Raw genomic sequence first — 23,618 nt, forward strand, 5'->3', positions numbered from 1 at the left:
GGGGTCGAGCAGAAGGAGGCGGCGCGCCCGCCCACCGACGGGGACGCCATCCGGCCGTCACGCCTGGCTGGCCGGCACCTTGTTGACGGTGCAGACGAACAGCTTCACGACGCCGAGGTCGGCGGCGTCACCGGCGGCCATGGCGGCATACACCTCGTTGGCGGCGTCGAGGACGCCGTCGTGGTCGAGGTCGCCGGAGGCGAGCGCCGCGGCATACCCGTGCGGGAGGCCGACCGCGTGCACCTGCCAGCGTCCGCCGTTGAAGCCCGGGTCGCCGGGGGCGGCGGTCGCGACGCTGCGCTGCGCCGACCCGAAGCTGTAGATGGTGTCCCAGGACTGGTCCGGCGCCCCGGTGCCGGTGAGGTCGGTCGGGGTGGCGACCGTGCGGTACAGCACGTGGTCGACGTAGAACGCCGGGCCGGAGACGCCGGCTGCCGGAGCCGCGGACGATCCTGCGACGAGGCCGCCGAGGGCTGCGGTCGCAACGGCGCCGATGGTGAGGAAACGCTTGAGGGCCATGGGTTTTCACCTCCACTGCCGACCCCGGTGGTCGGCTCTCCTCGATTCAACTGGTGCTCGGGGCCGCACTCCATGACAGCGGGATTACCCGGTTCTTACAGGGTCGTGACGTGGGCGCAGGAGCGCCCGCGGCATGCGTCTGCCCACCTATCCTGAGCAGGTGGCCCGGGTCCTGGTGATCGACGACGACGCCACCGTGTCGGAGGTGGTCGTGGCCTACCTCGAGGCGGCGGGGCTGGAGGCGCGACGTGCGGGCGACGGCCCCTCGGGGTTGGCGGCAGCGGCCGCCGAACCACCCGACGCGGTGGTGCTCGACCTCATGCTGCCGGGCATCGACGGGCTCGAGGTGTGCCGACGGCTGCGGCTCGAGCGCCCCGACCTCCCGGTCGTGATGCTGACCGCGCGCGGCGAGGAGGAGGACCGCGTCCTCGGGCTAGAGGTCGGTGCCGACGACTACGTGACCAAGCCGTTCAGTCCTCGCGAGCTGGTGCTGCGGCTCCAGTCGGTGCTCCGGCGCACGATGCGCCCGGCGGCAGGTCTGGCGCCGAGCCCGGTGCCGCCCGCCGGGGCCGGGCTCGCGGACGGTGACCTGCTGCTTGACCGGCTGGCCCACCGCGCCACCCTCGGTGGTCGCGAGCTGTCGTTGACGACACGGGAGTTCGAGCTGCTCGCGTGGCTGCTGGCCCACCCGGGCCAGGCCTTCGCCCGCGAGGAGCTCATGCGCTCGGTCTGGGGCTGGGAGTACGGCGACCAGTCGACCGTCACCGTGCACGTCCGGCGGCTGAGGGAGAAGGTCGAGGCCGACCCGTCGACGCCGACGCGCCTCGTAACCGTCTTCGGGGTCGGCTACCGCTGGGACCCGGTGTCGTCGCCCGACGCAGCGGCCTCGGCGGACGCGGTGCCGTCGCCCGACCCCGCGGCTCCGTCGCCCGACTCGGCGGACTCGGCCGAGTCGCCGCACTCGCCATGAACAGCGTCGAGGTGCAGGCCGTCCTGCTCTCGGCCCTGGTCGCCGCCGCGACGGGGCTGCTCGGCGCGGTGGTCGTGGTGAGGCTGGCCCGCGTGCGTCCGGCGTGGGCGGCCGCGACGGCGCCCCTGGTCGTGGTGCTCTCGCTGGCCGCCGGCGTCTACGCCAGCGCCCGCGCGATGCTGCTGACCGAGCGCGAGTCCAACACGGTGCTGCTCGTGCTGCTCGCCGCCCTGCCGGTGGCCGCCGTGCTCGGGGCGGCCACCGCGTTGCGGGTGCAGGACCTGGCCCGGGCACGGGCCCGCGAGGCGGCCGAACGCGACCGCGACCGCCAGGTGGAGGAGCGACGCAGGGAGCTGGTGACCTGGGTCTCGCACGACCTGCGCACGCCCCTGGCCGGGATGCAGGCGGTGACCGAGGCGCTTCAGGACGGCGTCGCGCCCGACCCGGCGGAGTACCTCGCGCGGATGCGCGCCGAGGTGGCCCGGATGAGCTCGATGGTCGACGACCTGCTTGCGCTGTCGCGGCTCCAGTCACCGACCCTGCGGCTGCGGGTGCAGCGGGTCAGCCTGGCCGACGTGGTCTCCGACGTCGTGGCGTGGGCCCAGCCGCTGGCCGACGCGCGAGGCGTCCGGCTGAGCGGCGGGGCCGAGGGGCCCGTGCCGGCCGACGTCGACCCCGGAGAGGTCGGCCGCGCGGTGGGCAACCTCGTCGTCAACGCGCTGCGTCACACACCCGCCGGCGGCGACGTCCGGGTAGCGGTGCAGCTCGAGCCTGCTGGCCGGGCCGGTGGCGCCGCCGCGGCGACCGTCGTCGTGCGCGACGGCTGCGGTGGCATCGCCCAGGAGGCGCTGGGCCGGGTGTTCGAGCCGGGCTGGCGTGCGGCGGCGTCGCGGTCGCCGGAGGACCGGTCGCCCCAGGACGGCGGCGGGGCAGGCCTCGGCTTGGCCATCGTCCGCGGCGTCGCCACCGCCCACGGCGGCACGGCGGAGGTGGCGAACGAGCCGCCGGGGTGCCGCTTCACCCTCCGGCTGCCGGTGGCGTCGACGAGCCCCGGCTAGGGTTTGCCCATGCCACGTCTGATCAGCTCACCGACCTCCATCCCCGTCCCCGGCGGGAAGATCATCAACGAGCACGTCGGCCGGGTGAACAGCGGCACCGAGGCGGTCTCGGTCGCGCACATGGTGGCTCCGCCCGGGTGGGAGGAGCCCGCGCAGACGCCGCAGTTCGACGAGATCACCTTGGTGCTCAAGGGCGAGGTCGTCGTCGACCACGACGGCGGCCCGACGACGGTTGCGGCCGGCCAGTCGATCATCACGTCGGCGGGGGAGCGGGTGCGCTACTCCTGCGGCCCCGAGGGCGCCGAGTACGTCGCCGTGTGCCTGCCCGCGTTCTCGCCCGAGACGGTCAACCGCGAGGACGAGGCGTGATCTGGGGACGCCGCGATGGCGACGGCCAGGCGCAGGAGGGCGGTTCGACCGCCGACGACCAGACCGGGGCCGGCGCTGTCGCCGGGCAACAGGGCAGGGGCGAGCTGACTCTCGCGGAGAAGATCAAGCAGGCGCCCAAGGCGCTGCTGCACGACCACCTCGACGGTGGTGTGCGGCCGCAGACCATCCTCGAGATCGCCGACGAGGTCGGGTATGCCGCGCTGCCGGCGTCCGACGCCGAGTCCCTCGGGACGTGGTTCCTCGAGAGCGCCGACTCGGGCTCGCTCGAGCGCTACCTCAAGACCTTCGACCACACCCTCGCCGTCATGCAGACGACCGAGGGCCTGCGCCGGGTGGCCCGCGAGTGCGTGCTCGACCTCGCCGAGGACGGCGTCGTCTACGCCGAGAGCCGCTACGCCCCCGAGCAGCACCTCGAGGCCGGCCTGCAGCTCGAGGACGTCATCGAGGCCGTCAACGCCGGCTTCCGCGAGGGCGAGGGGCTGGCCGCCGAGGTGGGGCACCCGATCCGGGTCACCGCGCTGCTGACCGCGATGCGGCACGCCGCCAAGAGCACCGAGATCGCCGAGCTGGCGGTCCGCTACCGCGACGAGGGCGTGGCCGGTTTCGACATCGCGGGCGCCGAGGCCGGGTTCCCGCCCACCCGCCACCTCGACGCGTTCGAGTACCTGCGCCGCGAGAACGCCCACTTCACCATCCACGCCGGTGAGGCGTTCGGGCTGCCGAGCATCTGGGAGGCGATCCAGTGGTGCGGCGCCGACCGGCTCGGCCACGGCGTGCGCATCGTCGACGACATCATGGTGCGCGACCGCGCGTTCGGGGACGACGTCGCGGCGGCGATCGCCGCCGAACCGGGCGAGGTGCACCTCGGCCGCCTCGCGGCATACGTCAGGGACATGCGCATCCCGCTGGAGATGTGCCCGAGCAGCAACGTGCAGACGGGTGCCGCGGACTCCGTTGCGCTGCACCCGATCTCGCTGCTGAAGCGGCTGCGCTTCCGGGTCACCGTCAACACCGACAACCGGCTGATGAGCGGCACCAGCATGTCGCGCGAGATGGGCCTGCTGGTCGGTGAGGCGGGCTGGACCCTCGAGGACCTGCGCTGGGTCACCATCAACGCGATGAAGTCGGCGTTCATCCCGTTCGACGAGCGGCTGGCGATCATCGAGGAGGTCGTCAAGCCGGGCTACGCGAAGCTGCTCGACTGAGCGGTCAGGGGCGCCGGGCTGTCAGCGTGAGCCCGGCTCCAGCACGTCCGGTGGCACGACCTTCGCCCGCAGCGCCTGGTCGCGCTCGAGCCGGGCGGCGTCGCGGCTGCGGCGCTCGGCTAGCAGGGCCATGAGGACCCACTCGGGGTGGTTGCCCGGCGGAGGCGCCGGGGCCATGAACGGTGTGGCCTCGGCGAGCAGGCGCTGCCCGAGCTCCTCGCGGATGCCGGGGGAGAAGCTGCCGGTGCGCGACAGGAACTGGCGGATGGCCGCGGCCAGCGCGTCGGGCAGCGGTGCGATGTCGGCGCCGGCGGCCCAGGCCGCGAGGTGCGGCGGCATCTGCGGTGGCGGTGGCAGGGCGACCTTCTGCCGGTCGCGCACGACGTAGGTGCCGGCCAGGAGGTCGCCGAACCGCTTGGCGCGCCGGTTGAAGACGGCGCAGATCAGGGCCGGCATGCCGAGGCAGCCGTAGATCTCGATCACCCCGACCATGGCCCGGGTCACCGCGTGCCGGAACGAGATCGGGCCGGCGTCGTCGCGCACCGTGCGCAGTCCGAGCGCCAGGTGGCCCAGCGTCTTGCCGCGGGTGAGCGTCTCGAAGGTCGTCGGGATGGCCACCATCGCGCTGATCGTGGCGATGGTGATGGCGGCGCCGACCAGCGCGTCGTCGCCGGCCCCGGCCAGGGAGTAGGCGACCCACTGGAGGCCCCACAGCGCCGCGAACCCGACGACCAGGTCGATGATGCCCGAGCAGATCCGCAGGCCAAGCCCGGCGTGGGGCAGGTCGAGGGCGACCGCCTCGCCGGTGACGAGGTCGTCGGCACCCACCCCCACGGTGCTGCTGCTCATGGCGGCTCACCCTACAGCGGGTCCTCCGAGAGCGGCCCGCCCTTCGGGGCCGGGCACTAGGGTGTCGCCCGTGGACCTCGACGCCTACGTGGCAGCCCACCAGGGGGACTGGGAGCGCCTCGAGGAGCTCACGAAGCAGCGGCGCCTGAGCGGCGCCGAGGCCGACGAGATCCTCGACCGCTACCAGCGGGTGGCAACGCACCTCTCGCTCGTGCGCTCCACCGCGCCCGACCCCTCGCTCGTGGCCTACCTCTCCATGCTGCTGGCCAAGGCCCGCTCGAAGTCGGCCGGCACGCGCACCATGTCGTGGTCGGACGTCGGCCGCTTCTTCGGGCAGACGTTCCCGGCTGCGCTGTACCGGATGCGCCGGTGGTGGATCACCGTGCTCGTCCTCGACGTCGTCCTCGTCGTGCTGATGGGGTGGTGGTTGCTCTCGCACCCGTCGGTGGAGAGCTCCCTGGCGTCACCGGCGCAGATCCGCCAGCTCGTCGGCAACGACTTCGAGCGCTACTACAGCGAGTACGCCGCCACCTCCTTCGCGCTGCGGGTGTGGACCAACAACTTCTGGCTCTCGGCCCTGTGCATCGCCTCCGGGGTCTTCGGGCTACCGGTCGTCTACCTGCTCGTCACCAACATGGCCAACCTCGCCGTCGTGGGGTCGATCATGATCCGCCACGACCGGGGAGGTCTGTTCTTCGGGCTCATCGCCCCGCATGGGCTGCTCGAGCTGACCTGCGTGTTCGTGGCGGCTGGCGTCGGCCTGCGGCTGTTCTGGGCGTGGGTCGAGCCCGGCGCTCGCACGCGCGCCCAGGCCCTCGGTGCTGAAGGGCGCGCGGCACTCGCCACCTCGCTCGGGCTGGTGGTGCTGCTGCTCATCTCGGGCCTCATCGAGGCGTTCGTGACGCCCTCGCCCCTGCCGACCTGGGCCCGGGTGGGCATCGGGGTGCTCGCCGAGGCCGCCTTCTTCACCTACGTCTTCACGGCGGGGCGGTGGGCCCACCGCCGCGGCGAGACCGGCGACCTCGCCGAAGCCGACCGGGGCGCCGAGCTCCCGGTCGCCGGCTGACGCCGAACCGGTATGCCGCACGACTCGGGCTCGCCGTCCCGGCGCGCCGCTGCCTCCATCTGTAGCTGTCCGAAGGTCGTGCTTCAGCCCGGCCCGTCGGGGTGCGCGAGATCGTAGGCACGAGACACCTTCTTGGGCACGACCATGCGCCACGCGTCGACGACCAGCTCGCGGGCCTCGGAGGCCTCCAGCGCCACAAGGTCGGCGTGGACCCAGTTGAAGCGCAGGTCCGACGGTGGCGGCAGGTGGAACTTGTGCGGCTCGCTCGCGACGAGGGCGGCACGCTCCTCCTTGGGGAACGCGAAGCCCATGACGGTCTCGTCGCGGGAGAACGCGACGTAGACGATCTGCTTGACGCGGAACTTCAGCCTGCCGTGCACATGAACGGGGTAGGAGCGCTCCAGTTCGGTGCCCAGCGGGAGAAGGTCGTCGAGCGCCGCCATGATCAGAGTGTCTCGGCGCTGACGAAGGCACGTCGAGTTTCGGCACGCGGATCCGTACCTGCAACTCGCGCGGCTGGGGTCTTGTCCATCGATTCTGCTCCTGGGTGGGATGCCTACACAGCATCGACTCCGCCGACCGCGCGGAGTCATCGGCCCTGTGGGCATTCCCGGCTCAGTCTGAGGGGCTCAGCTTTGGCGCCGATTCTTTGGCCGGTCCCCGCGGTGCCTTGACGGGTCTGGCCCTTTCGCGGCGGAAAGACGCCGCGGGGGGAAGAGATCGCGGTACTCCTGGCGCCGTCCCCCATTCCCTACGCCAATCGCGGCCGGTCCGGCGGCGAAGCCCGACACAGTTCGGACGGACCCACCGAGTCCAACTCCACTCTCGATGGTCGAACAGCCGTGCTGGTTACCGTCGGGCTGGCACACCGTGACGCGCGGCGCCGTCCGAACCGTTCGAGACCCGTCCACCGCAACTTGGGACTTGGCCGCTGGGTGTTTGTGCCCTTAGCGTCGTCGGCGACTCAGGCGTCGGATGTCGCTGAACAGGGGCGGGATGCGTCAAAGTGATGCGGTGATTATGAGGTCGAGGGGGCGGGGACCTTGGGAGTCGGAGACGATCTACGCGTGGTTTCTGCACGAGGAATTGCTCAGGACGCTGTTCAACGGCACGTCGCGGGGCCGGTTGGAACGTTTGGCTCGGCGGACGTGGGGCCTCGGGCGCGGTGATCACCTGGCCTACGCACGGGAACTTGAACGATGGCTGGCGAGGTATGCCGTGCAGCCGCTGGAGTTCGCTCTCGCCACTGGTCAATGCCATGTCGGCCAACTCGTTTGGCTTCAACGCGAGTTCGCTTGGAGTGACGTCGCTGCCGAACGACAGGCGCGGCGAACCGGTGCTGCTGAAGTACGGTCCTCGTTTCGAACGAGCCTCAGTGTCGGCGATGGCCGATCGATGCTGGTTCACGGAACCTTCAATCCATCGCGTCTGACCTCCAGCACCTCAAACATTGAGCTGAAAGGAGTCCGCCACCAGTTCATGCTCGGTCACGTCGCGGCTGTCGGGGAAGACGAAGTCGAGCTGCGGCCGCTTGCGATCGCAACGCGCCTTCTTCAGCCTCCGGACGGACGAGGAGCCGAGTGGACGCCCCACCCGCGATGGCAGCGAGTCGACGTGAGTGAGGTCGAGCAGTTCGCCAACGTCAAGTTCGAGGTCATGCCTGAGGCGCTCGACGCGATGCGCACGTTGGCGGAGGCTGAGGTAAAGCAGGCACTCGCAGCGCTCATTGGTGAACCGACGATTCCCAAGGACTGGGGCGGTGAGCAGCACGATCTGTGGACGACGCGACTGAGGCTCGAGGGTCGAGGGCATAGCGCTGCGTTCGTCTTGAAGGGGCCTGCTGGCGGATCGATGTGGCGACCAATGACGATCGCAATGCTCGGCAAGAACGGGGACCAGCTTCAACGGATGGCTTCGTCACCGGCGGAGGTCCTGGTCCTGCAGCACTGTCATGAAATTCGTCCCGAAGTTGTGTCAATGCTAGAGAGCCTGGCTTCCGACATGCGCAATCCGCGTCGCTACATGGTGATCGACGGCTATCACAGCTACGCGTTGATGCGGGCTGCAGGAGTGATCAACTAGGGACCCGACAACCAGACGTGTTGTGACGCACGGCCAGTAGTGCCTCGCCACTTGAGAACGGTTGGATCCGAGCGCGTTCAAGGACGGCGGTATGACGCATCTCGGCCGCGGCAGGAGTGCTCCTTCGACCCGCGGCAGTCAGGCTCCCCTACTAGTCGAGCGCAAATCGAAGCGACACGGCAGCGACGCCTCGCCGTACCATCGGGCCGACGGCCCACAGCGGAAGGTTGCCATGGAACTGGACAGCAAGAATCTTGGTCGCCTCAAGCACGTTGCAGATCCGCGCGAAGTTTGGACGTCAGAGTCAGGCGACTTCACGCCCTGGCTTGCCGAGAACATCGACGTCCTCGCGGACGAGCTGGGCATGACCCTCACAGTCGTGGGCACCGAGGTTCTGGTAGGTCAATTCCGACTCGACATACAGGCTCAAGACGATGACGGACGAGTGGTCATCGTGGAGAACCAGCTCGAGAGGACCGACCACTCACACCTCGGGCAATGCTTGGTCTACGCAGCCGGCCTTGAGGCGTCGACCGTCATTTGGGTGTCACGCCAATTCCGGGACGACTTCCGGAGGGCCTTGGACTGGCTGAACGAACGCACCGACCAAGGCATCCAGTTCTTCGGCGTAGAAGTCGGAGTCGTCCAAATCGGTGAGTCAGGTCCCCGTGCGCCGGTCTTCGAAGTGGTATCCAGACCAAACGACTGGGCGAAGGGGGTCAAGACGAACCCTGGCGGGGGTGCCGGCGCATCCACCGAGACGCCGTTGAATCAGGCGCGGCAGGACCTCTTTGCTGAGATTCTCGACGCCGTCAACAGCGCCAGGCCCGCTGTCCGGGTGCCGGCACGTAACACGAACAACAGCTGGATCAACTTTGCGTCGGGACCCTTCGGCGCTTGGGGGTTGGCGCAGATCAACGACGGTCGTGTTCGCGTTGAGGCCTACCTAGACAGCGGCGACGGCATCCGAAACAAGGCACTCTTTGACAAGTTCGCTGCAGAACCGGACATGTGGAACGAGAAGGCGGGCATCGACCTGACGTTTGAGGAAATGGATGGGCGCCGCGCCTGTCGCATCGCCACTCACTCCGCGCCGACGAACCTACTCACCCTGTCGCCGATAGACCGTGAGGCGCTGAAGGCTTGGGCGACTCAGGCCTTCTTGGCCATGTACGACGCTCTCGACGGCCCACTACGCCTGACGGCCAAAGCCGTCCGGAACGCCACGGCACAGTCACACCAAGTGAATGCTGAGTCTGCACTCGCCCCAGGCGCGGACATGGCCGACTGAGAAGCGTGGGTCACGCTGCTACATCGCCGCGGGCGGAATGGGGGCGGCGAGAAGGATGCGCAGGATCCCGCTTGTGCCACCCTTCCGGAGGCACGATGCAGGAATGAACAACACGTGGAGCATCTCAGATCTGCTGAATGAGCTGGACCGATTCGAGCGAGAGGCTCGGGCGGCAGGACTCAAGGAGGCCTCGGTGCAAACCTATGTGGATCGATCGCGCCGCTTCGTCCGGTGGCTGGCCGGCGACTTCCAATTCCAAGGACCGCACTGATTGGGCCCCGGCAGCCTTGGCGGCGGTAAGACGCACTCCCGTTGCGCTCGCGTCGAGGGGATGCCGCTATAGGGCGCTTGGCGACGCGGAGGCCGTGGTTGCTGGCCCCAAGGGTTCACCCGTCAGTTGCGAGGCCACTGCTGCCGTCAGGGCGACTCACTGCATCCCTCCAGAACACAGTCGCGAAGTCGTTCTCCCTAGAAGGTGAAGCATTCGTGCCAGTGCCATGAGACACCCAAAGCGTGGGGGAACCGCTCGCACTGCCGCTGCGGCGGTGAGACCATCTGGCCGTGAGCGACGCGAAGGCCCCAGGAAGTGGTGTCAAGGAGGAGGGTGACCAGAAGGGCACCAAGAAGCGCAAGGGCAAGGTGCGGACCAAGCAGCGGCACTCCAATCACATCGCCGGCGACCTTGGTGTCGAAATCGTTCGACGAAAGTTGCCGGTGCACTGGGTGGTGCGGCCCATCAATCCGGACTATGGGCTGGATCTGCACGTCGAAGTGTTTGAGCCCGACGATGGGGACCCGGGCAGCGGAAACACGCTCGGTGAACATCTCTACATACAGGTGAAGACGGCCAGGACCGTCGCTTTAGAGAAGGTGACCGTCCGGAGCCGGGGGAACGTTACGAAGTACGACCCTGATCCGACGCTTGGAACCCCGGTCGAAATCGATGTTGCGAAGTTCACCCTCGATACCGAGACATTGCTAACTGTCGAGACAATGGGAGCAGCCATCCCTGTGCTCTTGTGCTACGTCGACTTGTCCTCGGAGAACGTCTACTACGTCTGCTTGAACGACTACATCGCAAAGGGCTTGCTGCCCTATAAGCCTTCGTACGAGGAACAAGGCAGCGTCACCATTCTGATCCCGAGTTGGAATGTGCTGGATACCGCCGACCTTGGCTTCTCCTACATTCGGCTGCTGGCGCGTAGGGCCAAGTACTACGCGGCGTTCAACACGCTCGGTTACCAGTTCCATGAGCTCACTTGGGCGCGCTCGGAGCATCCGAACCTCGCCCACGACAAGCGCCCAGGCGTCATCCCCGCCCCCGAGATGCTGACCATGGCACGGACCTTTCTCCGCGCTGCCTTGCGTCTCTCGATCTGGAACCCTGCTGGTGAGGCCTACTGGGCTCCCCTGGAGGATGTTCAGAAGAACTTGCTCTTCCTGCAGGAACACCTGCCACCAATGAACCAGGTACTTCCAGAGGAAGACGTGCTCCGGTATCAGCACTACCTGCTCGATGGTTTCCGACGAGCCGCCAACTTGGGGCGGATGTACGAGGAACTGGTTCGGGAGTGGCGTCTGCCCACGTTCCTAGCCACGTTGTCCGACTACCACGTGGGCCACAAGTACAACCCACCGGAGCCTCCGGATGATCTCCTTGCCGAGGCGTAGCCTTGGTGAGCGACCAGCAGTAGCCTCCTTTGAGTTGGACTTGAAGAGGAACCCAGGCACGTTCTTTTGTGGTTGGCCGGCCGTGCAGAGGCTAGAGGCCTAACGGTGCATCCCTGACAGACAGACCGCTGCCTGGCGGCGTAGCGATGCGCCCGCGGAGGAAGGTTTGTCGGCGCCGGATGACAGCATAAGGCGCGTGGTCGGAACTGTGGTTGTTGACGCTCCAGCGCACGTCGGTGGTCCCGCGATTGTTCGTGCTGCGGCCGGGCTGATGCTGCTGCCGTCCAACGCGTCACGTCTGGTGCGGTTACATCGCCTCGCCGCGCTGGGAATGGCGATCCCAGACGACTCGCAGAAGCCGCTGAGTTCGAGCACTGTGCGGGGTCTGCTCAAGCGCGATGACATCGGGGGCAGCAGAATCACGAGTCAGGAGGATCCGTATTCCGAGATTCTCATCCAGAGCATGAGCTTCTTTGGCGGTGAATATCTGGTGTCGCCTGGCTCTGGCGAGCACACAGTCGCCGATCTGGAGAACCTTGCGGATGCAGCCTTCCGTGAGGACTGGATGCCGAAGGACCTTCGGGTTCCTATGCGGCAACTCATCCAAGGTCTTCTCACAGTGAGCAACCTTGTACTGACACGCTCCGGCCTGGCTAGGGGGACACGTCCGGGCCGAGATCCGCGTACGCCGGTGGAGGTGCCAAGTGCGGCGAGACTCAATGAGTTGGGGCACGCGGCCCTCCTCACTCATAAAGACTTGGAAACGCATGGCCCTTGGTTGCGCATGGTTGTAGACACATTCGCCTTGGACCCCGGCGACCTGACTGACCCCTGCGACGACGATGTCGTGGAGGACCGACTTCTGCAGACGCCCTTCCTTCGTCTGCCGGATGGCTATCAAGTTGTGGTGCCCCTCGATCTGCTGCTGACCGTCCGCTATCACCTGCTTCGCTTCGCCTACCAGGAGACGCAACTCGCGGAACTCGGGAAGAGGTACCGTGACGCTGCTCTCCGTCGAGTTGAGCGTCTGCTTCCTCCTGACGCAGAGCGACAGATTCTGTCGGAGGACACGTCGATGAACAGGTACCTATGGTCCATCGACGCCACAACCGACCTACACGTCATCGGGGCTACCGACCCCCTCACGGATTGGGCGCCGGACGAGGTCTGGGGCGTCCACGACACCCACGCGGTCCTCGAGCGCATCGGCCAACTTATTCAACCCAGCGTGCGTTCCACATACTCATCGGCAGAGACGGTGTTGCACCTCATCGTTACTGACAGTCCGGGCCGGTCCGCCTTTTGGGGTGTCCCGCACATGGAAGGGGCCGATCCGGTGCTCATGGCGCGGGGCGACGACCTTGAGGTCATGCTCCACAGGGAGCAAGACGGCGCCCTCGGCTTGCTGTACTTCGCTGAAGCCGCCGATCGTCGTCCAGGACAATCGATGTCGACCAACATTCTTGACGAATACACGTCTTATGTAGACAACGAGAAGTCGTTCTACTTCTCCGATGATGGTCTGCCTAGCATCGTTGTCTTTGAGGCAGGGGATGGGTTCTTCGAACGGGAAAGGTATTTCGAAGAGACCGATCGTCACGGGGTAGAGGCACCGGTTGAAGGCCGGCCGATGGTCCAAGTCAGGCGGCGATACAACCGAGACGCTCCCGAAATATTCATCACCGGCCCGGCCAGCTCGTTCGTTGGGTATGTGGTGGAGTTCGGGACCCATCTGATCTTCGTGAGCCCTGACCTGGGTGGCCAACCGCGAGCAGATGTAGCCGCATTGCTCCTTGAAGCTGTCTCGTACTGGGTCCGTGAGTGCGTCGTCCGGGGTGGGCTCACGCCGCCGACCCTGAGATGCCACCTGGTTGTGTCGCCAGGCCCCGCGGAACAATGGACACGCCTCAAGGATGCGGCCACCGCCAGACAACCGGTGCTTGCGATTCGCGCGGACAGCACCGTCAACCTCCGATTCACCGACCTGTTCGTTGCCGAGCTCCAAGAGGAAACGAACGTTGCTGAACGGCACCTTGTCGCAGCGCTCCTAACGGACTTGTTCGCTGTTGATGCTCGTGACGTCAACCCGCTCGTGAATGCGGTCGCGCCGCTCGGCCCGAAACGGATGCTCAACGCCTTCAACGAAAACGACACACCCGACATGCGAGCTGAACGCCTCCCCGCTCCGCTCACCGGGCACGGGCAAGTCACCGCACAAATCCTCGACGAACTGGGCGAGTGGCTCCGCGACCCGTCCGGTGCCGGTCTCCCAGTAGGACCGCTCACGGGGAGTGACAGGTCCGGAACCTTGAACAAGGCCGTTGGCCACCTGTTCACACTCGTGGAAACGGAGATCGCTCGGTATGACCAACAAGCGCTGCTGAAGTACCTCGTCGCGCAGAACGAGGCACTCATCCACTTCGCGAAGTACAACGCAAGAGTGCTTCGGTCACGGCTTGCTTGCTTCGGCGCCGGTGCTGAAACGACCAGAGAACTCGTTGAGCACCGCAGCGAAAGCGCCACGGCCCAACGAGCGAATAGGTTCCTCATCGAATACGTCGCCGCCCAACCACCGCTCGGCGAACGGCTGCCGACTACACGGGACTATTACCGGCTCCTCGGTCTCGCTCAGGAAATCATCGAGCGCGGAACAGCGTCCGACTTCCTCCACTACAAACTCGCAGACTTCGACGTGTCCATCCTAGAGTCCGGACGCCTCGGCATGAGTCGGGACGAACCTGTCGACAAGGCGATGCAGACGTACGTCGAAGCGGCCGGTGCGAGGGCAATTCGAACGGCTACTGAGCCACCACCGGATGGACCCAAAGTGGCACCCGGGCCCGACATCGTCACAGAAAGCGCGGATGCGATGCGCAGCGAGTACGGGTTCACCCTGCGGGACCTACGCGAAGTTTGCGGTGGACTGCTAGACCTTGGAACCGCAGACCAAGTCACACGCATCGCCCGCGCCGACGCACTCGCCCAGGTCGCTTCGAGCCGGGACCTCAACCCAGGTGTCGTCGACACTGTGCTAAAAGCAATGTCGCTCACCGCGCGGCGCGAGTTCATGGAGATCGGCCCCGACGCGGTGCCATGGCGCTTCAACCGCAATATGTCATACGTGCGCAGGCCACTGATCCTTCAAGGCGACGAGTTGGTGTTCGGGTTCCGCAGTGTTCTAAACACCGGTCCCTACTGGTTTACCAGTCTCATCTCGGGCCGACTGCAAGCCAACGCCAAGACTCAAGCGATGAAGGCGTACGTCTCCGAGGCACGCGGTCGCATCAACGACGGCTACGCCGCGGACGTTGCCGAACGACTACGCAGCCTCGGCTTCAGCGCCCAGCTCTCCGTGAGCAAGATCGGAGGGGCGCGCATAGCCGATTCGGACGGCCTAGACCTGGGCGACATCGACGTCCTCGCCTGGCACCCCGACACGCGCACCGTGCTCGCTGTTGAAGCCAAAGACTTTGAAGTTGCGCGAACTCCTTCGGAGATGTCGCACGAGATAGCCAAACTGTTCATGGGTAAGCAGGGCAAGAAGCCAGAGCGGTCGACCGTGGACAAGCATGCTCGGCGAATCGACTGGCTTGGCGCCAATATCGGCACCGTTCTAGCCCATGTCGGTGCGAATGCCGGCCTTGCCGTGACCACTGTGGCGGGGGTAATCGTGACAAGCGAGCCGCTAGTGACACCACTCGCTACATCGAGCTCCATTCCCATCATCCCGTTCGCTGACTTGAACCTGGACACGCTGGGTTTCAACGCGATGCCCGCAAAGAGCAGCGGGCGTCCTCGGCGACGCACCAGTTGACTTCTGTTGGGGGCCGGTCATGTCGCGGACGTTTGTCCGCGCGGCATTCTGGGCGGAATGACACACGTAGTCGCCGACAGAGTCGGTGGACGCGCATGCGCTTCGCGAAGCCAGCGATGACCAGAACTGGTCAGAGCAGGCCGCGGCTCTTGAGTAGCAGGTAGTGGTCGGCGAGGGCCACCGGAAGGTGCTCCGGGTCGGCATCGAGCACCTCGACACCGAGGCGGCCCAGCCCGGCCGCCGTGCGCTGTCGCAGCGCCACGCTGCGCTCGGCCGCCGCCGCGTCGTAGACCGCACGGGCGTCGCCCCGGCCGGCCCGCATCTCGCCGAGGGCGGGGTCGGAGACCGAGGCCACCACGACCCGGTGCCGCTGGGCCAGCACGCCGAGCGGCGGCAGCAGCGACTCCTCGATGGCCGCGGGCTCCAGCGGAGTGAGCAGCACGACGAGGCCCCGGTGTCGGCTCAGCCGGGTGACCTCCGAGGTGAGCAGCCGCCAGTCCGCCTCGAGCAGCGCCGGCTCAAGCGGGGCCATGGCGGCGACGAGGTCGGAGAGCAGCGTGGTGCGGCTCGACCCGACGACCTTGCGGTGCACCCGGCGGTCGCCCGCGATGAGGTCGACCCGGTCACCGGCTCGCGAGGCAAGGGCGCCGAGCAGCAGCGCGGCGTCCATGGCGGCGTCGAGGCGCGGGGTGTCACCGACCCTGCCCGCGGAGGTCCGCGAGGTGTCGAGCACGAGGACGATGTGGCGGTCCTTCTCCGGCTGCCAGGTGCGCACCACCGTCGAGCGGCGGCGGGCGGTGGCCCGCCAGTCGATGCTGCGCACGTCGTCGCCCTCGACGTAGTCGCGCAGCGAGTCGAACTCGGTGCCCTGGCCGCGCACCCGCACCGCGGAACGGCCGTCGAGCTGGCGCAGCTGGGCCAGTCGGGAGGGGAGGTGGCGACGCGAGTGGAACGGCGGCAGGGCGCGCACGTGCCCGGGGACGGCATACGAGCGCTGCCGTCCGGCCACGCGCAACGGGCCGAGCCGGCGCACGGTGACCCGGTCCGCCTGTCGGTCACCGCGCCGGGTGGGGGTGAGCGTGGTGCGCAGGGCGCGGCGCTCGCCACCGGGCACCACGACCTGGTGACGGTTGCCCACGGCCCCGGCCGACGGCTGCCACGCGTCGCGCAGGGAACCGCGGAACGTCCGCCGGCCGGTGTTCGTGGCCAGCAGCGTGGTGCTGCCGGTCTCGCCGAGGCGCACCTGCGCCGACGGGCGGCGCTCCAGGTGCAGGACCTTGGTGCTGCCGGCGAGCGCCACGTCAAGGGCCGTGGCCACGAGGAAGACGACCACCCAGAGCCAGACGGTGGTCACGGCCGGGCGCAGCAGCACGGGCACGACCCCGCACAGCACGAGCGCCACGAGGCGGCCGGTCACGAACACGGGCTGGGCCTCAGCGGGGCACGGGCACGGACCCGATGGCGCTGTCGAGCACCGCGGCCACGCCCACGCCCTCGAGCTCGGCCTCCGGGCGCAGCGTCAGGCGGTGGGCGAGTGTCGCCTGCGCCAGCGCCTTGACGTCGTCGGGGGTGATGAAGTCGCGGCCGTTGAGCCAGGCCCAGGCGCGGCTGGTGGCCAGCAGCGCCGTGGCGCCGCGAGGGCTCACGCCGAGCGACAGCGAGGGGGAGTGCCGGGTCGCCCGGGCGATGTCGACGATGTAGCCGATCACCTCGGGCGACGCCTCAACCCGGGCCACGGCCTGCGCCCCGGCGGCCAGGTCGTCGGCGGAGGCGACCGCCCGCAGGCCGGCTCCCGCGAGGTCGCGAGGGTCGAAGCCCGCGGCGTGCCGGGCGATGACGGCGACCTCGTGGTCGCGCGAGGGCAGCGGCAGCACCGCCTTGAGCAGGAAGCGGTCGAGCTGCGCCTCGGGCAGCGGGTAGGTGCCCTCGTACTCGACCGGGTTCTGGGTCGCCGCCACCATGAACGGCACCGGCAGGGGGCGTGGCATGCCGTCGACCGACACCTGCCGCTCCTCCATGGCCTCCAGCAGCGACGCCTGGGTCTTGGGGGGCGTGCGGTTGATCTCGTCGGCGAGCAGCAGGTTGGTGAAGACCGGCCCCTCGCGGAAGGAGAACTCCGACGTGGCGTTGTCGTAGACGAGCGAGCCCGTCACGTCGCCCGGCATGAGGTCGGGGGTGAACTGCACGCGCTTGGTCTGCACGTCGAGGGCGGCGGCGAGGCTGCGCACGAGCAGGGTTTTGGCGACGCCCGGCACGCCCTCGAGCAGCACGTGCCCCCGGCAGAGCAGGCCGATGAGGATGCCGGTGACGGCGGCGTCCTGGCCGACCACGGCCTTGCCGACCTCGGCCCGCACCGCGAGCAGTGCCCGGCGTGCCTGCTCGGACCGCCTCGCGTCGTCAGCGCCCGGCACGTCGGCGCCCGGCGCGTCGGTCAGGGTGGTGTGGGGCTGGTCCGTCATGGGCGGTGCACTTCCTTCTCCAGGGTGGACAGGTCGTCGGCGAGGGCCACCATCGCATCCTCGTCGGCAGGTGGGGGACCGGCCAGCAGGGCCAGCACCTCGTGCAGCGGGCGGCCGGACGCCGCGGCCGTGGCCTGCGCCACCGCCTCGGGCGTCGCCCCGACCGGCAGGCCGAGCCAGCTCGCGAGCCGGCGGGTGGCCGCGGCGCGCAGGACGGTGCCGGCCCGGCCGGTGTCACGGGCCCGGCGGTAGAGGCGCCCGCGGCTCTGGGTCGTCTCGACCGCCTTGACCACGGCCGGGAGCGGCTCGGTCACGAGCGGACCGAAGCGCCGGCCCCGCCACAGCATCAGCGCGAGCACCGCGAAGAGGGCCAGCAGGGCCAGCGGGCCCAGCGCCCTCGGCAGCTCGGAGGCCGGGGTGGTGTCGCCGGCGGAGACGTCGAGCACCGAGGGGACGTACCAGACGAGCCGGTCGCCCTGGCCGAGCAGCCGCAGGCTCACGCCGGCGTTGTCGTAGCGGGTGACCTCGCCGTTGCTGAGCAGGTCGCCGCTGCCGAGCACGACCACCTCCGGGGTGCCGGGGCTGGCGGGCAGCGACACCAGCTCCGAGCTGCCCTCGAAGCTGAAGCAGCGCGTGGCGCCGGGGGCGGGGCTCGTGTAGCCCGTGCCACCGGCCGTCACGGTGTCGGAGGCGGTGAGGCCCGCCAGCACGCAGCCGGCCCGCAGCGACCGGGTGGGGCTGCCCCCGCCGGCCGGCGAGACGGCGAGGTCGAGGGCCTGCAGGAGGAAGCGGTCGGGCTCGACCAGCACCAGCCGCCGGGCGCCTCGCACCCTGTCCCACATCGCGGCGGCCGTCTCCTCCGAGAGGGCTCGCGGGTCGGAGACGAGGACGGTGGTGGAGCCGTCGATGGCGTCGGTGTCTGCGAGCTCGGCCTGCCCGCGCGCGATGTCGACCGCAACGCCGCGCTGCTCGAGCACCCGCGCGACCGCCTGCGCGCCGTTGGCGCCGGGGTTGCGCGGGTCCAGTGGTGCGTCGTTGCCGCCACGACGGGCGAGACTCACCGCCACTGCCACGACCAGCCCGAGCACCAGCACCACGGCGGTGACGAGCACCAGGCGTCGCCGGCGCGAGCGTCCGCCCTGAGGCGACTCGGGTGTGCCACCCGGACTCGCGTCGGTGGCGGTGGCGGCTTCGGCCTCGTGGCGGTCCCACACGGTCAGGCTCACGAGGCACCTCCCGCAGCGACGGGCTGGCGGGTCGCCGGCCGGGTGCGCCGCAGGGTGGCTTCGAGCGCAAGCAGGTGCTCGGCCTGCTCGCGCTCGGGGGCGTGGTGCCCGTAGGCCACGGCGTCGAACAGGTCTGCCGCCCGGGCCAGCTCGTCGCGGTGTTCCGGAAACGGCACGGCGAGCTGCAGCCCCACCTCATGGGCGGTCAGCGACGGGGCGTCGTCGAGCAGGGTCCGCTCGGCGGCTCCCTGGGCGGTCGCCCGCATGGCGTCGAGCACGGCGTCGGCGAACCTGCCCTCGTCAAGGGCGCGGCGGCTGCGCTCGCGGAACTGCTCGGCGGTCAGCCGCTCCTCGCCCAGCAGGGCGGGTCCACCGACGTCGCCGCGGCGTGCCTCGCGGCGCACGTGGCGCAGGGCGAAGAGCACCAACGCCACCAGGCCGGCGGTCACGAGCCCGGCGATGCCGGCCGGCAGCGCGCCTCCCGCGCTGGGGTCGGCGTTCAGCAGGCTGTCGATGAACCGCTCGAGGGCGGCGAGGGCTCGGGCGATCGGGTCGTTGTGCTCGTGGTAGGCCGGACGCGACAGCTCCTCCTCGAGCCACCTGCGCGCCTCACCGTTGCCCGGGTCGAGGCGCGCCGCGACGTGCAGCGCGGCGCGCGCAGGCACCCCCGCGACGGACGCGGCTGCCGCGGGCAGCGCGGCCATGGCAGCTGCGGGCAGCGCGGCGGCAGCGGCCAGGGGCACCATCTAGCGACCGATGGGGCTGGCGCCGGCCGCGACCCGGGCGAGCGCGAGGTCGAAGCCCTCCTTGCGGATCCGCGCGTCGGTGTAGAGCAGGGCGAGCACCGCGGCCATGAACGGCTGGGTGACGACCCCACTGAGCAGGCTGCCGAGCACGGAGGCGCCGACCGTGACGACGCCGGCGACCAGGTCAGCGGCCTGGCCGCTGCCCATGGAGCCGACAGCGAAGCCGAGCAGCATGCCGCCGAGCTGGAACGCGAACGACAACACGTACTGCACGATGCCGATGAGGAGGCCGGACACGAACAGGATGCCGAAGGTGCGCCAGAACAGCCCGGGCGTCAGCCGCCACGAACGGCGCAGCGACGCGACGACGCCGAGGTCCTCGAGCACCACCGCCGGCGTGGCGAGCACCAGCCGGATGCCCAACCAGATGGTCGCCAGGGTGAGGCACAGCACGGCCACGACACCGAGCGCCCCGACGGCCGGGGTGCCACCGGCGAAGCCCCACACGGCCAGCGCCACCAAGCCGGCGAACACCACGGTGGGCGGGATGACGAGCACCACGCAGAGGCCGAGGAGCCGGGGCAGGAAGCGGCGGGTGCGCCGCCAGGTCTCGCCCATCGAGGCGGTGCGGCCCAGCACCGCCTCACCCACCGGGTAGGCGAGGATCCCCGACAGCGCGATGGAGGTCGCCGTGCTGGTGAACAGCAGCAGCGCGACGGACGAGGTCACGCCGAGGGCGAGCACGACGTCGAGCCCGTCGGTGCTGTTGACGGAGGTGCTGACGAGCCAGACCAGGCCGCCGATGGCGGCCATCACGAGCAGCACGACGAGCGAGGTCAGCAGGGCCAGGCCGAGGAAGGTGCGCGGGTTGCGGCGCAGGCAGGCGAAGCTCGCCTCGATGATGTCGCCGAAGGTCAGGGGCCGCAGCGCGATGATGCCCGGCTTGTGGGCCGGGACACCGCTCCACCCCGGCGGTGCGTGGGTGGGCGACGGAAGGGAGGGGTATGCCGCGGCTGGCTGCCCGTAGCCCACGTCGCCCCGCTCCGGGGCCGGGGCCGCACCGGGTGCGCTCCAGCCGGGCGTCGCGCCCGTGGCTCCGCCGGGCACCGTGCCCTCACTCATCCGACCCCCTCAGCCAGCCCGCTCGCGCGGTACGGCGAAACCTACCAGCGCAGAACGACGGAGGACGCTGGTCTGCGGCACGCGGTGGCCATGTCGTGCCCGGGACGTGGCAGGGCAGTGGCAGGACGTTGCAGGACGTGCAAGGGCTCGGCGGCGGTCAGGTGGCGACGGCGTCCGCCAGCGCGCTGAGCCGTGGCTCGAGGTGCGCCGCGCGGGCCGGCTCGGCGCCCAGGTCGACGTGCCGCTGCACGATGACGGGCTCCTCGCGCGCGAGGGCCAGCCCGCGGCGCACCAGCGTCAGCGGCGGCTTGCGGCGCTCGGCCAGGTCACGGGTCAGGCGCCGCGCGAAGGTCACCCAGCGGTGGTGGTGCACGCAGAAGGCGCCCGCCAGCAGCCCGAGCTGGCGCAGGTCGGGGATGATCTCGGCCGCGAAGATGCCCTCGGCCAGCACGATGTCGGTCGGGCGGGCGGTGAGCACCGTGGTGTCGACCGCGCGGTTGGCGGAGATGTCGTAGACCGGGGTCTCCACGCTGCCGTTCCGCACGAGGGTCTCGAGCGCCGACAGCGCGGCCGGCCGGTTCCACGAGTCGGGGTGGTCCCAGTCGATGATCCCGAGCTCCTCGCTGCGGGGCATCTGCGGGTCGTCCTCGTCGCGGTAGAAGTCGTCGAGGCGGACGATCGGCCAGCCGTGGGCATCGCGGAGACGGCCCGCCAGCCGCGACTTGCCGGCCCCGCTGGGGCCGGCAAGCACGACGACGCGGGCGAGCTGCTCGGTCAACGGCCCTTGGGGTGCCAGACCGTCTTGGTCTCGAGGAACGCCGTGAGCCGCGACAGGTCGGGCGTGGCCGTCCAGTCGGGCTCGACCGCCTCGGGACCGGTGCCGGCCGGGCGCACGACGCGCTTGAGGTTCTCGGCGGCAGCCGCCTCGAGGTCGCCCCAGACGACGCCCTCGGCGCCCGCGGCCCCGGCCAGGTCGATGGCGTTGACGTCGCGGTGCGAGGCGAGCCACGGCGCGACCTCGCCGGTGCGCCCGGTGACGATGTTGACGACCCCGCCGGGCACGTCGGAGGTGGCCAGCGCCTCCGAGAGGGTGATGGCCGGCAGCGGGCGCAGCTCGCTGCTCAGCACGACGGCGGTGTTGCCGGAGACGACGACCGGGGCCAGCACGGACACCAGGCCAAGCAGCGACGACGCCTGCGGCGCGAGCACGGCCACGACACCGGTGGGCTCGGGGGCGGAGATGTCGAAGTAGGGGCCGGCCACCGGGTTGAGCCCGCCGAGCACCTGCGCGTACTTGTCGCTCCAGCCGGCGTACCAGACCCAGCGGTCGATGGCCTGCCCGACGACCGCCTCGGCCTGGCGCTCGCTGACGCCCTCGCTGGCGCGGACCTCGGCGACGAACTGGGCGCGGCGGCCCTCCATCACCTCGGCGACGCGGTACAGGACCTGACCGCGGTTGTATGCCGTGGCGCCGGCCCAGGCGGGGAACGCCTTGCGGGCGGCGACGACCGCGTCGCGGGCGTCCTTGCGGGAGCCCTGCGCCGCATTGGCGAGGAAGGCACCGGAGCTGGCGCCGCCGGCATACACCTCGTAGGAGCGACCGGACTCGGACCGGGGGAACTTGCCGCCGATGTAGAGCTTGTAGGTCTTCTTGATCTCGACTCGGCTCGGGGCGCCGGTGGTCGGGCTCACTTGCTGTCTCCCGTCGTGACGTAGGCCTCGAGGCCGTGGCGACCGCCCTCGCGCCCGTAGCCGGACTCCTTGTAGCCGCCGAAGGGGCTGGTGGGGTCGAACTTGTTGAAGGTGTTGGCCCAGACCACACCGGCGCGCAGCTGGTCGGCCATCCACAGGATGCGCGAGCCCTTCTCGGTCCACACACCGGCGGAGAGGCCGTAGGGCGTGTTGTTTGCCTTGGCGACCGCCTCGTGCGGCGTGCGGAAGGTGAGCACCGACAGCACCGGCCCGAAGATCTCCTCCTGGGCGATGCGGTGGCCCTGGCTGACGCCGGTGAAGACGGTCGGGCGGAACCAGAAGCCCTTGCTCGGCAGCTCGCACTCCGGCGACCAGCGGGTGGCGCCCTCGGCCTCGCCGGCGGCGGTGAGCTCGGTGATGCGCTCGAGCTGGGCCTTGGAGTTGATGGCGCCCACGTCGGTGTTCTTGTCGAGCGGGTCGCCGACGCGCAGGGTGCCCAGGCGACGCTTCAGGCGTGCCTCGACCTCCTCGGCGATCGACTCCTGCACCAGCAGGCGGGAGCCGGCGCAGCAGACGTGGCCCTGGTTGAAGAAGATGCCGTTGACGATGCCCTCGACCGCCTGGTCGATGGGGGCGTCGTCGAAGATGATGTTGGCCGCCTTGCCGCCGAGCTCGAGCGTCGCCTTCTTGCGGGTGCCGGCGATGGAGCGGGCGATCATCTTGCCGACCGCGGTGGAGCCGGTGAAGGCCAGCTTGTCGATGCCCGGGTGGTCGACGATGGCCTGGCCGGTGGCGCCGGCGCCGGTGACGATGTTGACGACGCCCGCCGGCAGGTCGGCCTGCTGGCAGACCTCCGCGAACAGCAGCGCCGACAGGGGAGTGGTCTCGGCCGGCTTGAGCACCACGGTGTTGCCGGCGGCCAGGGCCGGGGCGATCTTCCACGCCAGCATGAGCAGCGGGAAGTTCCACGGGATGACCTGGCCGACGACACCGATGGCGCGCGGGTTCGAGCCGAGCGAGGCGTACTCGAGCTTGTCGGCCCAGCCCGCGTGGTAGAAGAAGTGCGCCGCGGCCAAGGGCACGTCGACGTCGCGGCTCTCGCGGATCGGCTTGCCGTTGTCGAGGCTCTCGAGCACCGCGAACTCGCGGGCGCGCTCCTGCAGGATGCGCGCGATCCGGAAGAGGTACTTGCCGCGGTCGACGCCGGACATGCGGCCCCACGCGCCGGTGAAGGCGCGGCGGGCGGCGGCGACGGCGCGGTCGACGTCGGCCGACGAGGCCTCCGTGACCTCGGCGAGGACCTCCTCGCTGGCCGGGCTGATCGACTTGAAGGCCGACCCGCCCTCGGACTCGGTGAACTCGCCACCGATGAAGAGCCCGTAGGAGGGCTTGAGGTTGACGACGGCCCGGGACTCGGGTGCCGGTGCGTACTCGAACGTGGGCATGGGTTGGCTTCCT

21 protein-coding genes are annotated in these 23,618 nt (G+C 69.6%); 10 read left to right on the top strand and 11 right to left on the bottom strand.

What is annotated here, in order from left to right; translation table 11 throughout:
* Positions 1-57: 57 nt before the first annotated feature.
* Positions 58-519, bottom strand: coding sequence for a hypothetical protein (locus BMW78_RS14095; RefSeq protein ID WP_091761101.1), 462 nt, complete (start codon positions 517-519; stop codon positions 58-60).
* Between the two features lie 133 nt (positions 520-652).
* Between BMW78_RS14095 and BMW78_RS14100 the strand changes: the two genes are divergently transcribed.
* From BMW78_RS14100 to BMW78_RS14115, 4 genes are all read left to right on the top strand, one after another.
* The gene (locus BMW78_RS14100) at positions 653-1,489 is read left to right on the top strand and encodes a response regulator transcription factor (protein WP_091761103.1); all 837 of its coding nucleotides are present in this window, start codon (positions 653-655) and stop codon (positions 1,487-1,489) included.
* On the top strand, positions 1,486-2,547 hold the full coding sequence (locus BMW78_RS14105) for a sensor histidine kinase (RefSeq protein ID WP_091761104.1): 1,062 nt from the start codon (positions 1,486-1,488) through the stop codon (positions 2,545-2,547). Before BMW78_RS14100 ends, BMW78_RS14105 begins: the two co-directional genes overlap by 4 nt.
* Before the next feature lie 9 nt (positions 2,548-2,556).
* Entirely contained in the window at positions 2,557-2,916 is a 360-nt protein-coding gene (locus BMW78_RS14110; protein WP_091761107.1) for a cupin domain-containing protein, read from the top strand.
* 104 nt (positions 2,917-3,020) lie between these two features.
* Entirely contained in the window at positions 3,021-4,142 is a 1,122-nt protein-coding gene (locus BMW78_RS14115) for an adenosine deaminase (RefSeq protein ID WP_091761435.1), read from the top strand.
* A gap of 21 nt (positions 4,143-4,163) precedes the next feature.
* Here BMW78_RS14115 and BMW78_RS14120 read toward each other — a convergent pair whose 3' ends face one another.
* Positions 4,164-4,991, bottom strand: a complete 828-nt coding sequence (locus tag BMW78_RS14120; RefSeq protein ID WP_091761109.1) for an RDD family protein — start codon at positions 4,989-4,991, stop codon at positions 4,164-4,166.
* Positions 4,992-5,061: 70 nt separating this feature from the next.
* On the opposite strand from BMW78_RS14120, the gene BMW78_RS14125 reads away from it, so the two are divergent.
* Entirely contained in the window at positions 5,062-6,057 is a 996-nt protein-coding gene (locus BMW78_RS14125; protein WP_091761111.1) for a stage II sporulation protein M, read from the top strand.
* Positions 6,058-6,140: 83 nt separating this feature from the next.
* Here BMW78_RS14125 and BMW78_RS14130 read toward each other — a convergent pair whose 3' ends face one another.
* Positions 6,141-6,500, bottom strand: a complete 360-nt coding sequence (locus BMW78_RS14130) for an MmcQ/YjbR family DNA-binding protein (protein ID WP_091761114.1) — start codon at positions 6,498-6,500, stop codon at positions 6,141-6,143.
* 532 nt (positions 6,501-7,032) lie between these two features.
* Here BMW78_RS14130 and BMW78_RS21050 point away from each other — a divergent pair.
* From BMW78_RS21050 to BMW78_RS14150, 5 genes are all read left to right on the top strand, one after another.
* On the top strand, positions 7,033-8,139 hold the full coding sequence (locus BMW78_RS21050) for a hypothetical protein (RefSeq protein WP_218144365.1): 1,107 nt from the start codon (positions 7,033-7,035) through the stop codon (positions 8,137-8,139).
* A 91-nt stretch (positions 8,140-8,230) separates the two neighbouring features.
* Positions 8,231-9,430, top strand: a complete 1,200-nt coding sequence (locus BMW78_RS14140) for a DUF4268 domain-containing protein (protein ID WP_218144366.1) — start codon at positions 8,231-8,233, stop codon at positions 9,428-9,430.
* 103 nt (positions 9,431-9,533) lie between these two features.
* Positions 9,534-9,701 carry a hypothetical protein gene (locus BMW78_RS20860; protein ID WP_177180400.1) on the top strand — a complete coding sequence of 56 codons (168 nt, stop codon included), beginning with the start codon at positions 9,534-9,536 and terminating at the stop codon, positions 9,699-9,701.
* 290 nt (positions 9,702-9,991) lie between these two features.
* The gene (locus tag BMW78_RS14145; RefSeq protein ID WP_177180401.1) at positions 9,992-11,101 is read left to right on the top strand and encodes a DUF4365 domain-containing protein; all 1,110 of its coding nucleotides are present in this window, start codon (positions 9,992-9,994) and stop codon (positions 11,099-11,101) included.
* Between the two features lie 196 nt (positions 11,102-11,297).
* Positions 11,298-14,915 carry a hypothetical protein gene (locus BMW78_RS14150; RefSeq protein ID WP_143056261.1) on the top strand — a complete coding sequence of 1,206 codons (3,618 nt, stop codon included), beginning with the start codon at positions 11,298-11,300 and terminating at the stop codon, positions 14,913-14,915.
* A gap of 130 nt (positions 14,916-15,045) precedes the next feature.
* Here BMW78_RS14150 and BMW78_RS14155 read toward each other — a convergent pair whose 3' ends face one another.
* From BMW78_RS14155 to BMW78_RS14190, 8 genes are all read right to left on the bottom strand, one after another.
* A complete protein-coding gene (locus tag BMW78_RS14155) occupies positions 15,046-16,338 on the bottom strand; it encodes a DUF58 domain-containing protein (protein WP_091761124.1) in 1,293 nt (430 codons plus the stop codon).
* A gap of 10 nt (positions 16,339-16,348) precedes the next feature.
* Positions 16,349-17,374 (bottom strand): AAA family ATPase, encoded by a 1,026-nt coding sequence (locus tag BMW78_RS14160; RefSeq protein ID WP_091761125.1) that lies wholly within the window; start codon positions 17,372-17,374, stop codon positions 16,349-16,351.
* Positions 17,371-18,600: a DUF4350 domain-containing protein gene (locus tag BMW78_RS14165; protein WP_091761127.1), complete on the bottom strand. Its 1,230-nt coding sequence runs from the start codon at positions 18,598-18,600 to the stop codon at positions 17,371-17,373. The genes BMW78_RS14160 and BMW78_RS14165 overlap by 4 nt, the downstream gene beginning before the upstream one ends.
* Positions 18,597-19,346, bottom strand: coding sequence for a DUF4129 domain-containing protein (locus BMW78_RS14170; RefSeq protein WP_091761128.1), 750 nt, complete (start codon positions 19,344-19,346; stop codon positions 18,597-18,599). Before BMW78_RS14170 ends, BMW78_RS14165 begins: the two co-directional genes overlap by 4 nt.
* On the bottom strand, positions 19,347-20,468 hold the full coding sequence (locus tag BMW78_RS14175; RefSeq protein ID WP_091761129.1) for a glycerophosphoryl diester phosphodiesterase membrane domain-containing protein: 1,122 nt from the start codon (positions 20,466-20,468) through the stop codon (positions 19,347-19,349).
* A gap of 157 nt (positions 20,469-20,625) precedes the next feature.
* Positions 20,626-21,246 (bottom strand): uridine kinase family protein, encoded by a 621-nt coding sequence (locus BMW78_RS14180; RefSeq protein WP_245735861.1) that lies wholly within the window; start codon positions 21,244-21,246, stop codon positions 20,626-20,628.
* Positions 21,243-22,160 (bottom strand): aldehyde dehydrogenase family protein, encoded by a 918-nt coding sequence (locus BMW78_RS14185; RefSeq protein WP_091761131.1) that lies wholly within the window; start codon positions 22,158-22,160, stop codon positions 21,243-21,245. The genes BMW78_RS14180 and BMW78_RS14185 overlap by 4 nt, the downstream gene beginning before the upstream one ends.
* Complete coding sequence (locus BMW78_RS14190) at positions 22,157-23,605, bottom strand: aldehyde dehydrogenase family protein (protein WP_091761132.1); 1,449 nt, start codon at positions 23,603-23,605, stop codon at positions 22,157-22,159. The genes BMW78_RS14185 and BMW78_RS14190 overlap by 4 nt, the downstream gene beginning before the upstream one ends.
* Positions 23,606-23,618: the final 13 nt, after the last annotated feature.

The organism is Pedococcus cremeus, assembly GCF_900111375.1.
GTDB classification, from domain to species: Bacteria; Actinomycetota; Actinomycetes; order Actinomycetales; family Dermatophilaceae; genus Pedococcus_A; species Pedococcus_A cremeus.

Coding starts and splice junctions, on each gene's coding strand:
- BMW78_RS14095 (WP_091761101.1), bottom strand. CDS start 519: ATGGCCCTCAAGCGTTTCCTCACCATCGGCGCCGTTGCGACCGCAGCC.
- BMW78_RS14100 (WP_091761103.1), top strand. CDS start 653: ATGCGTCTGCCCACCTATCCTGAGCAGGTGGCCCGGGTCCTGGTGATC.
- BMW78_RS14105 (WP_091761104.1), top strand. CDS start 1,486: ATGAACAGCGTCGAGGTGCAGGCCGTCCTGCTCTCGGCCCTGGTCGCC.
- BMW78_RS14110 (WP_091761107.1), top strand. CDS start 2,557: ATGCCACGTCTGATCAGCTCACCGACCTCCATCCCCGTCCCCGGCGGG.
- BMW78_RS14120 (WP_091761109.1), bottom strand. CDS start 4,991: ATGAGCAGCAGCACCGTGGGGGTGGGTGCCGACGACCTCGTCACCGGC.
- BMW78_RS14130 (WP_091761114.1), bottom strand. CDS start 6,500: ATGGCGGCGCTCGACGACCTTCTCCCGCTGGGCACCGAACTGGAGCGC.
- BMW78_RS21050 (WP_218144365.1), top strand. CDS start 7,033: ATGTCGCTGAACAGGGGCGGGATGCGTCAAAGTGATGCGGTGATTATG.
- BMW78_RS14140 (WP_218144366.1), top strand. CDS start 8,231: ATGACGCATCTCGGCCGCGGCAGGAGTGCTCCTTCGACCCGCGGCAGT.
- BMW78_RS20860 (WP_177180400.1), top strand. CDS start 9,534: ATGAACAACACGTGGAGCATCTCAGATCTGCTGAATGAGCTGGACCGA.
- BMW78_RS14160 (WP_091761125.1), bottom strand. CDS start 17,374: ATGACGGACCAGCCCCACACCACCCTGACCGACGCGCCGGGCGCCGAC.
- BMW78_RS14170 (WP_091761128.1), bottom strand. CDS start 19,346: ATGGTGCCCCTGGCCGCTGCCGCCGCGCTGCCCGCAGCTGCCATGGCC.
- BMW78_RS14175 (WP_091761129.1), bottom strand. CDS start 20,468: ATGAGTGAGGGCACGGTGCCCGGCGGAGCCACGGGCGCGACGCCCGGC.
- BMW78_RS14190 (WP_091761132.1), bottom strand. CDS start 23,605: ATGCCCACGTTCGAGTACGCACCGGCACCCGAGTCCCGGGCCGTCGTC.